We start from the raw sequence: 15,345 nt of genomic DNA on the forward strand, positions 1-15,345 counted from the left end.
TGTGGTTTCGGTATAATGACGCCAAATTTTGTAAATCAGGCAGCAATTATGGCGCAGTTCTTCAAAGCGAAAAAAAAATCTTCAGTAAACACAAAGCATCAGTCTGTGGATGTGGTTCGGTTAGATCATAACGGCGCAGGCATTGCGTTTGTGGATAAAAAGCCAGTGTTTATTGAAGGTGCTTTACCTGAAGAAAAGGCCATTATTCAATTTATTGAACAAAAGAAACAATATTCCCGAGCTAAATTAATTAAATTGATAGAAAAGAGCTCTAAACGTCAAAAAGAAATTTGTCAGCATTATCATGAATGTGGTGGTTGTAATCTACAGCATCTTCAACATGATGAACAAATCGTAGCAAAGAATATTAAGCTGCAAGAGCTAATGAAAAAGCAAGGGGTTGAGCGCTGCGAAATGGTTGATCCTATTGTTGGTGATGATAAAGGTTATCGCCGTCGAGCACGTATTAGTTTGATGTTTAATAAACAAACGAATCAGCTCGATTTTGGTTTTCGTAAGAAGCAAAGCAAAGCAATTGTAAATGTTCGCCATTGCCCAGTATTAGTGAATGAACTTGATCAACATCTAACGTCACTTTATGAATTATTGAATTCATTTAAATCGAAAAAACAGTTAGGACATGTCGAGTTAGTTCAAGCTGACAATGGCAGTGTATTGTTGATCCGTCATTTGGCAGATTTTAATAAAACCGATCATCAAGCATTAATATCTTATTGTGAAGAGCGTGATTTGATCTTGTATTTAATGCCGGAGTCAGATGTCTTAAATCATGTTCATGGCGAAGACCCATATTATCTTATTGATGGTGCTAAAATTTACTTTACTCCAAAAGACTTTATTCAAGTTAATGGTGATGTGAATAAAAAAATGGTGCATCAAGCCCTTTCTTGGTTAGCTCTAAAAGAAAATGACACGGTATTAGACCTATTCTGTGGCTTAGGTAATTTTAGTCTGCCTTTAGCCCAAAAAGTACAAAGCGTAGTGGGCATTGAAGGTGTTGAGGAAATGGTGCAACGCGCTCAATCAAATGCAAAAAGAAATTCGCTAGATAATGTCACGTTTTATCAAGCAAATTTAGAAGAAAGTATTGATGATCAAGTGTGGGCAAGCACAAAGTTTACAAAGATTTTACTCGATCCTGCTAGAGCAGGGGCTGCAGGAGTGATGCAAACTGTGGCAAAATTGAAACCTCAAACCGTAGTTTACGTATCGTGTAACCCAGCAACACTTGCACGCGATAGCCAATTACTAATTCAACACAGTTACAAGCTTACTAGGCTAGGAATGCTTGATATGTTCCCACACACAGGACATTTAGAATCTATGGCATTATTTGAGCGATAATTAGCGGTAACACTCGCTACGCTTAAAAGCCTAAAAGAATCATTATAAAATTGGATTATAGGAAACGGACATGGTCGCAGTTCGCGGAGCACATCTTAAGGAAAATGAAGAGTTCGAGTTAGGTGAATGGATCACCAGCCTTGAACAAGATAAAAACACCTCAAAAAAACTGACAGAGGTGTATAAGCAATGTGAAGAGTTAGTCTCATCCCATGAAGAAGGGCAACTCTTGTTATGGCGTGGCCGAGAGATGATTGAAATATTGATCACTTTAAGCATGGACAAGCCAACGCTCGTTGCTGCTCAGTTATTCCCTTTAGTTGTCATCAGGTGCTTTAGATAGAGAAGCTTTAACTGAGAACTATAGTAAGGAAATTGAAAAATTGATCGATGGCGTTGAAGAGATGGACGCTATTGGTCAGCTAAATGCTTCTGTAGATGCAGAATCAGCGTCGTCTCAGGTGGATAATATTCGTCGAATGTTACTTGCGATGGTGGATGACTTCCGTTGTGTGATCATAAAATTAGCGGAGCGTATCTGTAATTTACGTGAAGTGAAAAATGAACCTGATGAAGTTCGTCGTGCAGCGGCTAAAGAGTGTAATAATCTATATGCACCTCTAGCAAACCGTTTAGGGATTGGTCAGTTGAAATGGGAAATTGAAGATTACTCCTTCCGTTACCAGCACCCTGACACTTATAAGAAAATAGCCAAGCAGCTATCAGAGCGACGAATTGTTCGTGAGCAGTATATTGATGATTTTGTCACCGGTTTAGGTGATGAAATGAATGAATATAATATAAATGCTGAAGTGAGCGGCCGGCCGAAACACATTTACAGCATCTGGCGTAAAATGCAGAAAAAGAGCTTAGCATTTGATGAGCTATTTGATGTGCGTGCGGTTCGTATTATTGCCGATAAATTGCAAGATTGTTATGCCGCTCTTGGTGTTGTTCATACTAAATTCAAGCATTTACCAAGCGAGTTTGATGACTATGTCGCTAATCCTAAACCCAATGGTTATCAGTCGATCCATACCGTAGTATTAGGGCCAGAAGGCAAAACTATTGAAATCCAGATCCGTACTAAGGATATGCATGAAGACTCCGAGCTAGGGGTAGCCGCGCACTGGAAATACAAAGAAGGCGCTTCAAGTAATAGCCGTAGTGGCTATGATGAAAAAATCACTTGGTTACGTAAGTTGCTTGATTGGCAAGAAGAGATGTCAGACTCAGGTGAAATGCTGGATGAATTACGAAGCCAAGTATTTGATGACCGAGTGTATGCCTTTACTCCACGTGGTGATGTGATTGATCTTCCTATGGGCGCAACGCCATTGGATTTTGCTTACCATATTCACTCAGAAGTGGGTCATCGTTGTATCGGTGCAAAAGTGGCTGGGCGAATAGTACCATTTACGCATCAGCTTACTATGGGGGATCAGGTAGAGATTATTACCCAAAAAGAACCTAATCCGTCGAGAGATTGGTTAAACCCAACATTAGGTTTTGTTAATTCTGGTCGCGCTCGTGCAAAGATCAATGCGTGGTTTAGAAAACAGAGTCGTGAGAAAAACCTTGATGCGGGTAAAGAGATCCTAGAAGTTGAGTTGGCTAAAATTGGTGGTACATTGAAAGATGCAGAGAGATATGCTCTGAAGCGTTTTAATGTCAATTCAACTGATGAGCTCTTTGCGGGTGTTGGTAGTGGTGATTTACGTATTAACCAAGTGATTAATCATATTAATGCGTTAATTAATAAACCAACAGCAGAACAAGAAGACCAAAAAGCATTAGAGCAATTGCAAGAGTCTGAAGCCAAAGCACAAGCTCATGCTCAAGCACAAAATAAGAAACGTAATGATGCGGTTGTTGTTGAAGGTGTCGATAACTTAATGACACATCTTGCTCGTTGTTGTCAGCCGATCCCTGGAGATCCAATAGCTGGCTATATTACTCAAGGCCGTGGTATCTCGGTTCACCGCAGTGATTGTGATCAGCTTAATGAACTGCGCCACCATGCAGCAGAGCGTATTATCGATACTGTTTGGGGCAGTGGCTTTGAGGGTTCTTACATATTAACCCTACGTGTGACAGCAATGGATCGTTCTGGCTTATTGAAAGATCTAACCACACTATTTACTAATGAAAAAGTAAAAGTTTCGAGTATGAAGAGTAGAAATGATTACAAGAAACAATTGACGATTATGGATTTTGATTTAGAAGTGTTTAACGCTGATATTCTTGGGCGATTAATTACTCGAGTTGAACAAGTAAAAGATGTCATGGAGGCTATTCGCTTATCTTAAATAAAAACAAAAGTTACAGCTATTATTTAAGTTGTTGATTTATAAGTCTTAGCTATGATGGCCGAATGTTTTATTGAGCATTCGGCTTTTTTATTTAAAAAATACTCAAGTTCTGAAATATCAGGCCGTAAAGATAAGTATCAACGATGAATTATAGGCTTCTATCCTATAACAATAAGTGAAGCCAGACCGGAGCAAGAATTATGTCAATTTCAGTAAATACAAATATCTCAGCGATGACAGCACAGCGTTACTTAAATAATGCAACGACTGCTCAAACTGATTCAATGGAGAAATTGTCTTCAGGCTCAAAAATCAACAGCGCTGCTGATGACGCTTCTGGTCTTCAAATATCAAATCGTATGACAGCACAAACTCGTGGCTTAGATGTAGCAGTTCGCAATGCTCATGACGGTATGTCAATTGCACAAACGGCTGAAGGCGCGATGAAAGAAACAACTAACGTACTACAACGTTTACGTGATTTATCTCTTCAATCAGCAAATGGTTCAAACCACTGAGGCTGATCGCCAAGCAATGCAAGAAGAAGTTGGTTCATTAACTGATGAGTTAAATCGTATTGCAGAGACTACATCATTTGGTGGAACACGCCTTATCAATGGTGAGTTTGGTACAAAATCTTTCCAAATTGGTGCCGACTCAGGTGAAGCGGTAGCAATGACACTAAATAGTATGCGTGCTGATGAGTCAACAATGGGTGGCAAATCTTACTCTGCTGAGAAAGGCCGTGATATTAACTGGGCTGTAGGCAAAGAAGGCACTCAATTAAACGTTCAATATAATGACAAAAATGGTAACGAGCAAAAAATCAATATCACAGCAAAAGCAGGCGATGATATTGAAGAATTAGCGACTTACATTAATGGTCAAACTAATGAATTAAGTGCTTCAGTAACAGAAGATGGTGTACTTCAAGTATTCATGTCAGGTGAAACTATCTCTTCACCATTAGAGTTTAGTGGTTCTCTAGCCAATGAATTAAAAATGGGCGGTGAATCAGATGATACTGTTGGTTCAATGGACTTAACAACTGTTGGTGGCGCACAGCGCTCTATTGATGTTATTGATGCTGCCTTAGAATATGTTGATAGTAACCGTGCTGATTTAGGTGCTTTCCAAAACCGTTTTGAAAGTGCGATTCAAAATTTAACGAACATCAATGAAAACATTACTGATTCAAATAGCCAAATCAAAGATACTGATTTTGCAAAAGAAACAACAACGTTTACTAAGAGCCAAATCTTAAGCCAATCAAGTTCTTCTATTTTGGCACAAGCGAAGCAATCGCCAAACATGGCAATGAGCTTATTAGGTTAGACCCTATAACACTAAGCTTTGTAAAGCTTAGCTCTATGAATTTAGAAAAAGCGATGACTATAATGGTCATCGCTTTTTTGTTTTTTAATCACAGGTAAATCTATGACAAGCTCAAATAATCTTGAACAATTGCTTTCCATCATGGCGAAATTACGTGACAAAGAATCCGGTTGTCCGTGGGATAGAAAGCAAACCTTTGATTCAATTATTCCTCATACCTTAGAAGAAACCTATGAAGTGGTGGATGCCATTCATAAAAAGGATTGGGTCAATTTAAAAGAGGAGTTAGGTGATTTACTATTCCAAGTGATCTTCTATTCTCAAATTGCCAAAGAAGAGCTGCTGTTTGATTTCAATGATGTACTTGAGACGTTAAATGAAAAATTAGTTCGTAGGCACCCCCATGTGTTCAGTGATGACGTGTTCTCGTCAGAAGAAGAGATAACTGCCAATTGGGATAAAGTTAAGCAACAAGAACGGTTAGAAAAAGAAGCGTTAGATAGTGAGTCAAAAGAACAGCAGAGCATCTTAGATTCGATTCCTAGTGCGTTACCTGGCTTATTACGAGCAAATAAGATTCAAAAGCAGTGTGCAAAAGTGGGTTTTGATTGGGATGAGTTGCAACCGGTTGCTGATAAGGTAAGCGAAGAGGTTGCAGAGGTGCTAGAAGAGGCACGAAAAAATCCACGAGATGAGAAGAAGCTTGAAGAAGAATTAGGAGATTTACTTTTTGCTACAGTAAATTTTTCTCGTCATTTAGGAAAAAATCCTGAACAAGCTTTATGCAAAGCAAATGATAAATTTGAACGTCGTTTTCGTCAAGTTGAAGCGAAAATCGCCAAAAAAGGCAAAAAAATGCAGGAATGTGATTTAAATGAACTAGACTCAGAATGGGAAAAAGTGAAACGAAGTGAGCAGAATTGATTTGGAGCAAAAAATAAATCAATTAACTGTGATACTTTTCACGTTGTGGCGATAAAGCGGTTCTGGTATATTCATTTCCCGTCCAGATAAAATCCATTTTATTCCTCATTACACCAATTTCAGGTAACGTATGACGACGAATTACATTTTTGTAACTGGCGGGGTTGTATCCTCACTAGGTAAAGGTATTGCAGCAGCATCATTAGCAGCTATTCTTGAAGCTCGTGGCTTAAAAGTCACTATGATGAAGCTTGACCCATACATCAACGTTGATCCAGGCACTATGAGCCCAACTCAACACGGTGAAGTATTCGTCACGGAAGACGGCGCAGAAACTGATCTAGATTTAGGTCACTACGAGCGCTTCATCCGCACCAAAATGACTAAACGTAATAACTTTACGGCAGGTCGAGTATACGCAGACGTTTTACGTAAAGAACGTCGTGGTGATTACTTAGGTGCGACAATCCAAGTTATCCCTCATATTACGAATGCGATTAAAGAACGTGTTATCTCTGGCGCTGAAGGCCATGATATCGCACTCGTTGAAGTTGGTGGTACAGTTGGTGATATCGAATCTCTACCATTCATGGAAGCGATTCGTCAACTTGCTGTTGAGATAGGCCGTGAACATACAATGTTTATGCACCTAACTCTTGTGCCTTACTTAGGCGCTGCTGGTGAGCTTAAAACTAAGCCGACTCAGCACTCAGTAAAAGAACTTCTGTCTATTGGTATCCAGCCAGATATCTTAGTTTGTCGTTCTGATCGTGTTATCCCAGCAAACGAACGTAAGAAAATTGCTCTTTTCTGTAACGTACAAGAAAAAGCAGTTATCTCAATGAAAGACGTAGATTCAATCTACAAGATCCCACAACTTATTAAAGCACAAGGTACTGATGAGTTAGTATGTAAACGCTTTGGTATTACGGCTCCTGAAGCTGATCTTTCTGAGTGGGAACAAGTAATTTATGAAGAAGCGAACCCTACTGGTGAAGTTACTATTGGTATGGTTGGTAAATACATTGAATTACCAGATGCTTACAAGTCAGTAAATGAAGCATTAAAACACGCGGGCTTGAAAAATCGTCTAAACGTCACTATTAAATATGTAGACTCGCAAGATGTTGAGTCTAAAGGTACTGAAATCCTTGAGGGCTTAGATGCAATTCTAGTTCCTGGTGGTTTCGGTGACCGTGGTATTGAAGGTAAGATCCTTGCTGCTCAATACGCTCGTGAAAATGCAGTACCATATTTAGGGATCTGTCTTGGTATGCAAGTTGCGCTGATTGAATATGCGCGTAACGTTGCTAATATGGAAGGGGCTCACTCTTCTGAATTCTCTAAAGACACTAAATTCCCTGTTGTTGGTTTAATCACTGAGTGGATTGATGGTGAAGGTAAGGTTGAAGAGCGTACTGAGAAATCAGATTTAGGCGGCACAATGCGCCTTGGTTCTCAGCTATGTCACCTTGCTAAAGGTTCTAAAGCTCGTGAGCTTTACGGTAACGCAACTGTTGAAGAGCGTCACCGTCACCGTTATGAAGTAAATAACAATTTACTTCCTCAGCTTGAAAAAGCCGGCCTTAAAATTTCTGGTCTATCAGCTGATAAGAAGCTTGTGGAAATTATTGAACTTCCTAACCACCCATGGTTTGTGGCTGCTCAATTCCACCCAGAATTCACATCAACTCCTCGTGATGGTCACCCATTATTTGAAGGTTTTGTTAAAGCAGCAGGTGAAAATGCTCGCGGTGAATTCGAAAAGTAATAGGATTTACGGATAGCTGCTCAATGTTGTAGCAGCTATTTTTAGCTTTTAAATTAAAGAAAATAGAGGAAACACAATGTCTAAGATCGTTAAAGTTCTAGGTCGTGAAATCATCGATTCTCGTGGTAACCCAACAGTTGAAGCTGAAGTTCACCTAGAAAGTGGTTTTGTAGGTATGGCTGCTGCTCCATCTGGCGCATCTACAGGTTCTCGTGAAGCTCTTGAGCTACGTGATGGCGACAAATCTCGTTTCCTAGGTAAAGGTGTTCTTAAAGCTATCGCAGCTGTAAATGGTCCAATCGCAGAAGCTCTAATCGGCAAAGACGCGAAAAACCAAGCTGAAATCGACCAAATCATGATCGATTTAGATGGTACAGAAAACAAAGCAAACTTTGGTGCTAACGCAATCCTTGCTGTTTCTCTAGCAAATGCTAAAGCTGCTGCAGCTGCTAAATCTATGCCTCTTTACGCTCACATCGCTGACCTAAACGGCACTCCTGGCGTATTCTCTATGCCTCTACCAATGATGAACATCATCAACGGTGGCGAGCACGCTGATAACAACGTTGATATCCAAGAATTCATGATTCAACCTGTTGGCGCTAAAACGCTTAAAGAAGCTCTACGCATCGGCGCAGAAGTTTTCCACAACCTAGCTAAAGTACTTAAAGCTAAAGGCCTAAGCACTGCTGTTGGTGATGAAGGTGGTTTCGCTCCTAACCTTGAGTCTAACGCTGCTGCACTAGCTGCAATCAAAGAAGCTGTTGAAGCTGCTGGTTACGAGCTAGGTAAAGACGTTACTCTTGCTATGGACTGTGCTGCTTCTGAGTTCTACAACAAAGAAGACGGTATCTACGACCTTAAAGGCGAAGGTAAGAAATTTACTGCTGAAGAATTCAACCATTACCTAGCTGGTCTTGTTGAGCAATTCCCAATCGTTTCTATCGAAGATGGTCTAGACGAGTCTGATTGGGCTGGCTTCAAGCACCAAACTGAACTTCTAGGTGACAAGATTCAACTAGTTGGTGACGATCTATTCGTTACAAACACTAAGATTCTTGCTCGTGGTATCAGTGAAGGCATCACTAACTCAATCCTTATTAAGTTCAACCAAATCGGTTCACTTACAGAGACTCTAGCTGCAATTAAGATGGCTAAAGATGCTGGTTTCACAGCAGTTATCTCTCACCGTTCTGGCGAAACTGAAGATGCAACAATTGCTGATCTAGCAGTTGGTACAGCTGCAGGTCAAATCAAAACTGGTTCTATGAGCCGTTCTGACCGTGTTGCTAAGTACAACCAACTAATCCGTATCGAAGAAGCTCTAGGTGAACTAGCGCCATTCAACGGTCTTAAAGAAGTTAAAGGTCAATAATCTCAGCTTCTGAGAATATGACTTAATTCTTTAATCGTTCGATTAGAATTTAGATATAAAAACCGTCTCATTTGAGGCGGTTTTTTTATTTCAGCTACACAGCTAGTGAAGTTCTAATAAGGGGTTGATATAGTTAACCTTCAATTTTTATCATTATTAATTTATTGGAGCAAGTATGCGTGCATTTGCCATTTTATTATTGGCCACCCTAGGTTGGCTTCAATATACCTTATGGTTTGGAAAGAATGGGATGTCAGATTATGCAAAAGTGTCCAATGATGTCGTCTTACAAGAAGAAGTGAATCAAGGATTGCGAAACCGTAACGAGCAAATGTTTGCTGAAATTGATGATCTGAAAAAAGGCTTAGAAGCGATAGAAGAACGTGCTCGACATGAGTTGGGAATGATAAAAAAAGGCGAAACATTTTATCGAATCATTGATAATAATAGTGAAGGGTAAGCAATGTCTTTAACAGAAGCGTCGTCCATTGTTGCTATTGTTCCGGCAGCAGGTGTAGGCAGTCGTATGAAAGCGGATCGCCCAAAACAGTATTTATTACTTGATGGAAAAACCATTTTAGAGCATACCATCGAGCAATTACTGGCTTTTTCTTGTCATTGATAAAGTAATAGTGGCCATTAGTGATACCGATCCTTACTTTGATGAATTACCGATATCAAAAGATAAGCGGGTAATACGTGTGCCAGGAGGCATAGAGCGAGCAGACTCTGTACTTTCTGGCTTAGAATATTTAAAAGAACATCAACTCAGTGAGTGGGTCATGGTGCATGATGCTGCGCGTCCTTGTATTCGACATAGTGATATTGAAAAATTGATCGCTGAAGTTATCCCTCATCATATTGGTGGGATTTTGGCTTCTCCTGTACGAGATACAATGAAACAAGCCAACCAAGAGTCGACAATTGAAACCACCATTGATCGCAGTGTGTTATGGCATGCTTTAACTCCGCAACTTTTCACAACTGAGATGCTGTATTCAGCATTAAAAACAGGATTAGAAAAAGGCTTATCGATTACCGATGAATCTTCAGCTATCGAATTAATGGGTTATCTTCCTAAACTCGTTCATGGGCGTGCCGATAACTTAAAAGTCACGCAACCTGAAGATCTTGATTTAGCTGAGTTCTACCTTCAAAAAATGAAAAAGGAAACCAAATAATGAGAATTGGACACGGATTTGATGTACATAAATTTGGTGGTGAAGGCCCCGTTATTATCGGTGGTGTTAGCGTTCCTTATGAACAAGGTTTAATTGCACACTCTGATGGCGATGTTGCATTACATGCACTGAGTGATGCGTTGCTTGGGGCGATTGCTGAGGGTGATATTGGTCGTCACTTTCCTGATACTGATGATAAGTGGAAAGGTGCAGACAGCCGTGCTTTATTGCGTGATGTCTACCGTCGTGTAAAAGAGAAAGGGTTAGTTTTAGGTAATGCTGATGTAACTATTATTGCTCAAGCCCCTAAAATGGCACCACATATTCAAGCAATGTGCGCGGCAATTGCTGAAGATTTAGAAACAGAACTTGGTAATGTAAATGTAAAAGCGACAACGTCTGAACGTCTCGGTTTTACAGGAAGAAAAGAAGGCATCGCTTGTGAAGCGGTGGTGTTGTTAGTTAAAGCATCTTATTAATTAGAGATATATTCTATGTCAGACATCATGTCTAATTTTTCGTGGTTATACGGAAAACCAGTAGCAACAGGTAAATTAAAGCAACTACCTGAGCACTTCATTGTAAAAGAAGTGCTCGGTTTTTCGTTCACTGGTAAAGGTGAGCACCTAATGGTTAAGATCCGTAAAACGGGTGAAAATACCAAATATGTTGCCAATGAATTAGCTAAATTTTGTGGTGTAAAATCAAAAGATATCAGCTGGGCTGGTTTAAAAGATCGTCATGCAGTGACTGAACAATGGTTAAGCGTACACTTACCAAAAAGTGATCATCTTAAATTTGCCTTATTTGAGGCAACACACCCTGGTGTTGAAATTTTAGAAATGACACGCCACAACAAAAAATTGCGTCCAGGTGATCTTCTAGGAAACAGCTTCCAGTTAATTGCGACAGAAGTAACTGACATGGACGATGTATTAGCTCGTTTAGAGAAAGTCAAAGTGTCTGGGGTGCCTAACTATTTTGGTTCACAACGTTTTGGTCATGAAGGCAATAACGTGACAGAAGCGCGTCGTTGGGGTCGTGAAAACGTTCGTACTCGTGATAATACGAAGCGTAGTTTCTATTTATCAGCAGCGCGTTCTTGGATCTTTAATCATATCGTTTCGCAAAGAATAACAGAGGGTTACTTCTCTCAACCGGTTGATGGTGATATTCTTCTAGATCGTTCAGATCGTATCGTTAATGAGAATGTAACCTCAGAAGAGAACATTCAAAAAATTCAGAGTGGTGAATTATCAATCAGTGCGGCATTAGCTGGTGATAATCAATTACCAACGACAGATACAGCACTAGCATTGGAACAGCCAAACTTAGATGCTGAACCTGATTTAATGGCGTTGATCTGTGGTAACCGCATGCGTCATGAGCGCCGTAGTGTTGAATTACATCCTGAAAACCTCACTTGGTCTTCTGAGGGGGATACGTTAACGCTGAATTTCTCTTTAACATCAGGCAGTTTTGCAACAGTAATTGTCCGTGAGTTATTGCAAGAAATTGAAGTAGAAAGAACGTACGAATAATACAAAATTCAGTAAAAGAAGTGGAGATAAGAGTGAACAAAAAGTTACGTATATTATTAAGTAATGATGATGGTGTTTTTGCTGAAGGGCTTAACACCCTAGCAGCAGTATTGTCTGATATTGCTGATATTACGATTGTTGCACCAGACCGAAACCGTTCAGGTGCTTCGAATTCACTTACACTTGAATCACCACTTCGAGTTCGTCAAATTGAAGCTCAAATTCATTCAGTACAAGGAACTCCTACAGATTGTGTGCACTTTGCGTTGAATGAATTAATGAAAAGTAACCTTCCAGACCTTATTATTACAGGCATTAACCATGGTGCTAATTTGGGTGATGATACCTTGTACTCTGGAACGGTAGCTGCTGCAACAGAAGGGCATTTTCTAGGATTACCAGCAATAGCAATGTCTTTAGTGGGTGATAAACATTTTGATACAGCAGCACTGGTTGCTTTAAAGCTAGTGCAAAACCATTTAGAAAAGCCACTAACGACAAAAAGAGTACTTAACGTTAATGTCCCAGATTGTGAATATGCTCAAATATCTTCTTGGGAAATTACACGTTTGGGTGCTAGACACCATTCAGAGAGCATGATTAAAGATACAGACCCTCGTGGTGAAACTATTTATTGGTTGGGACCTCCTGGGAAGAAACAGGATGCAGGTCAAGGGACAGACTTTTATGCAGTGAAGCATAATTGTGTTTCTGTCACTCCATTACAAGTAGATCTGACTGCCCATGATTCATTAACCATAATGGCTGATTGGTTATTAAAAGAGAGCTCAATATTATGATTAACTCTCGCTCAGGGTCGTTAGAGCAATTTTTACGTCAACAAGGTATTCGAGATGAAGCAATCTTGAGGGCTATGCGTGCATTACCACGTGAACGTTTTGTATCAGAAGCACTGTCACATCAAGCTTATCAAAATAATGCGTTGCCAATTGGCGAAGGACAAACTATTTCTCAGCCTTATATTGTCGCTAAAATGACTGAGTTATTAGCATTACAACGGGATGCTGATGTCCTAGAAATAGGTACAGGTTCAGGTTACCAAACTGCAGTATTAGCCCAGCTAGTTGACCATGTGCATTCAGTAGAGCGAATTAAATCACTTCAATGGAATGCAAAACGCCTACTTAAGCAACTTGATATCTATAATGTATCGACAAAGCATGGTGATGGGTGGAAAGGGTGGCCGAGTCAAAGTCCATTTGATGCAATCATTGTGACTGCTGCTGCGGAATCGATACCTAATGAGTTATTATTACAGTTAAAAGAAGGTGGTAGGCTAGTAATTCCTGTTGGTGAATTAACACAACAATTACTACGTATTACTCGTTATGGGGATGAATTTTACTCAGAAGTGATTGAAGATGTCCGTTTTGTTCCATTAGTTGCCGGTGAATTAGCATAATAATAATGAAAATAATAATGTCTCTTCCTCGTTCGTACTTGATTGCTGCAACATGCGGTATATTGCTTTCTGGTTGTAGTATGACGGCTAATAGCCCTGCACCTGTCTCTAGTGTAAATCACTCTTCTTCTTATGCTGGTGCTGAACGTGGTAGCTATCGTGGTAGTTATTATCAAGTAGAGAAAGGCGATACATTATATTTTATTTCATACGTAACTAATAAAGATGTTAAAGAGCTGATTGCTTTTAATGAATTAGATGCCCCTTATATTATTCATCCTGGTCAAAAAATTAAATTATGGGGGCCTAAATATGTCGCCCCAGTTTATGGAAATGATGGCCATGATTTTAGTAAAAAGAATACGTCCCCAGCAACAGCAATAACTGGTACAACAACGGTTGCCGTTGTACCACTAGTTACTAACAAACCTATCAGTAATAACGAGTCAAATGTGTCGAACAGCACAAACTCATCACCTGTACAAAAACAAAGCACAAAAAAGGTTGAAAACACTAAACCTAAGGAGTATGTTAAATCTAACAAATCGGTAACATCTTCTAAGTCAACGTCAGTTGTAGAGCCTAAAAAAACAGTTAAACCAAAGCCGATTGTTAAAGAGAAGCCAATAGTTAAGCCCAAACCTAAACCTAAACCTAAACCAAAACCAGTAGAAAAAAAATCGGATAAGGTAGATTCGTGGTTATGGCCAACAAAAGGGCGAGTAATCGCCAAGTTTTCAACAGGAGACCAAGGTAATAAAGGGATTGATATTGCAGGCCAGCGAGGTCAAGCAATCATCTCTACCGCAAAAGGAACAGTGGTTTACGCAGGTAATGCGTTAAGAGGATATGGTAATTTAATTATTATTAAGCATAACGACGATTATTTAAGTGCCTATGCTCATAATGAGTCACTGTTTGTTAAAGAAGGTCAAAATGTCAATGCGGGACAAAAAATAGCATCGATGGGCAGCTCAAATACGAGCAGTGTTCGTTTGCATTTTGAGGTTCGCTTTAGAGGGAAATCGGTAAATCCACAACGGTATTTACCGTAACAGGGATGACATAGCTGAGTTGTAATGTCTTGCTGGCTCGCCATGGGGAGGCGCTATGAGTAAAAGCAATACAGTAACTAAAGAAGTTGAAGAGTTCGAGCTAGATACAGTTAATGACAGTGACGTTATTGCTGAGGAAAGTTCGGAACGTCTTGAGGTAACCAGTTCACAAAAAGTAATGGATGCAACGCAACTTTACTTGGGTGAAATTGGCTTTTCTCCATTATTAACTGCAGAAGAAGAAGTTTATTTTAGTCGTTTAGCCTTAAAAGGTGATCAAGCGGCACGCTCTCGAATGATTGAGAGTAATCTTCGACTCGTTGTAAAAATAGCACGCCGTTACAATCATCGTGGTCTTGCACTGTTAGATCTAGTTGAAGAAGGTAATCTAGGGTTGATCCGAGCGGTTGAAAAGTTTGACCCAGAAAGAGGTTTTCGCTTTTCTACCTATGCAACATGGTGGATACGCCAGACTATTGAGCGTGCCATTATGAATCAAACTCGAACCATACGTTTACCTATTCATGTAGTAAAAGAGCTTAATGTTTATTTGCGAGCCGCACGTGAGCTTTCACAGAAACTAGATCATGAGCCAACGCCTGAAGAAATTGCAGAAAAATTAGATAAACCAGTTAGTGATGTGAGTCGTATGCTGCGTTTAAATGAACGAGTAACTTCTGTAGATTCAATGGTTGCCGGTGAGTCAGATAAAGCCTTACTAGATATTTTACCAGACACCAAACATAACGACCCTGAATCGGAAGCGCAAAAAAATGATCTCAATGCATCTCTAGTTGGTTGGCTTGAACAGCTAAACCCAAAACAGAAAGAAGTAGTCGCCCGTCGTTTTGGTTTATTAGGCTATGAAACAGCAACACTAGAACAAGTTGGTAAAGAGATTGGTCTAACGCGTGAACGAGTAAGACAAATTCAAGTGGAAGGGCTACGACGTCTGAGAGAAATTATGACGCAGCAAGGCTTGAATATGGAAACGCTATTCGCAATTGAAGAGCATTAAACCTCATAAATATAACTCAGGCTAATTAGATAATAAAAGCCCCAG

The 15,345-nt window shown here is 39.8% G+C and carries 11 protein-coding genes and 3 pseudogenes; all 14 read left to right on the forward strand.

What is annotated here, in order from left to right:
• Positions 1 to 48 precede the first annotated feature (48 nt).
• On the forward strand, positions 49 to 1,365 hold the full coding sequence (gene rlmD / locus ACU5DF_RS21630) for a 23S rRNA (uracil(1939)-C(5))-methyltransferase RlmD (RefSeq protein ID WP_446714292.1): 1,317 nt from the start codon (positions 49 to 51) through the stop codon (positions 1,363 to 1,365).
• Between the two features lie 70 nt (positions 1,366 to 1,435).
• Positions 1,436 to 3,674: pseudogene (gene relA / locus ACU5DF_RS21635) on the forward strand (GTP diphosphokinase).
• 203 nt (positions 3,675 to 3,877) lie between these two features.
• Positions 3,878 to 5,012 (forward strand): annotated as a pseudogene (locus ACU5DF_RS21640) (flagellin).
• A 102-nt stretch (positions 5,013 to 5,114) separates the two neighbouring features.
• Positions 5,115 to 5,936: a nucleoside triphosphate pyrophosphohydrolase gene (gene mazG, locus ACU5DF_RS21645; RefSeq protein ID WP_446714131.1), complete on the forward strand. Its 822-nt coding sequence runs from the start codon at positions 5,115 to 5,117 to the stop codon at positions 5,934 to 5,936.
• A gap of 130 nt (positions 5,937 to 6,066) precedes the next feature.
• A complete protein-coding gene (gene pyrG, locus ACU5DF_RS21650) occupies positions 6,067 to 7,707 on the forward strand; it encodes a CTP synthase (protein WP_446714132.1) in 1,641 nt (546 codons plus the stop codon).
• Positions 7,708 to 7,783: 76 nt separating this feature from the next.
• Positions 7,784 to 9,082 (forward strand): phosphopyruvate hydratase, encoded by a 1,299-nt coding sequence (gene eno / locus ACU5DF_RS21655; protein WP_446714133.1) that lies wholly within the window; start codon positions 7,784 to 7,786, stop codon positions 9,080 to 9,082.
• Between the two features lie 175 nt (positions 9,083 to 9,257).
• Positions 9,258 to 9,542: a cell division protein FtsB gene (gene ftsB / locus ACU5DF_RS21660; protein WP_045102798.1), complete on the forward strand. Its 285-nt coding sequence runs from the start codon at positions 9,258 to 9,260 to the stop codon at positions 9,540 to 9,542.
• 3 nt (positions 9,543 to 9,545) lie between these two features.
• Positions 9,546 to 10,263: pseudogene (ispD, locus tag ACU5DF_RS21665) on the forward strand (2-C-methyl-D-erythritol 4-phosphate cytidylyltransferase).
• Positions 10,263 to 10,742 carry a 2-C-methyl-D-erythritol 2,4-cyclodiphosphate synthase gene (ispF, locus tag ACU5DF_RS21670; RefSeq protein ID WP_446714134.1) on the forward strand — a complete coding sequence of 160 codons (480 nt, stop codon included), beginning with the start codon at positions 10,263 to 10,265 and terminating at the stop codon, positions 10,740 to 10,742. Before ispD ends, ispF begins: the two are co-directional and overlap by 1 nt.
• 15 nt (positions 10,743 to 10,757) lie before the next feature.
• The gene (truD, locus tag ACU5DF_RS21675) at positions 10,758 to 11,804 is read left to right on the forward strand and encodes a tRNA pseudouridine(13) synthase TruD (protein ID WP_446714135.1); all 1,047 of its coding nucleotides are present in this window, start codon (positions 10,758 to 10,760) and stop codon (positions 11,802 to 11,804) included.
• A 20-nt stretch (positions 11,805 to 11,824) separates the two neighbouring features.
• A complete protein-coding gene (surE, locus tag ACU5DF_RS21680; protein WP_446714136.1) occupies positions 11,825 to 12,604 on the forward strand; it encodes a 5'/3'-nucleotidase SurE in 780 nt (259 codons plus the stop codon).
• A complete protein-coding gene (locus tag ACU5DF_RS21685) occupies positions 12,601 to 13,227 on the forward strand; it encodes a protein-L-isoaspartate(D-aspartate) O-methyltransferase (RefSeq protein WP_045102793.1) in 627 nt (208 codons plus the stop codon). Before surE ends, ACU5DF_RS21685 begins: the two co-directional genes overlap by 4 nt.
• Before the next feature lie 5 nt (positions 13,228 to 13,232).
• On the forward strand, positions 13,233 to 14,282 hold the full coding sequence (locus tag ACU5DF_RS21690; RefSeq protein ID WP_446714137.1) for a peptidoglycan DD-metalloendopeptidase family protein: 1,050 nt from the start codon (positions 13,233 to 13,235) through the stop codon (positions 14,280 to 14,282).
• A 55-nt stretch (positions 14,283 to 14,337) separates the two neighbouring features.
• On the forward strand, positions 14,338 to 15,300 hold the full coding sequence (gene rpoS, locus ACU5DF_RS21695) for an RNA polymerase sigma factor RpoS (protein ID WP_045102791.1): 963 nt from the start codon (positions 14,338 to 14,340) through the stop codon (positions 15,298 to 15,300).
• Positions 15,301 to 15,345 lie beyond the last annotated feature (45 nt).

The organism is Aliivibrio wodanis, assembly GCF_052920805.1.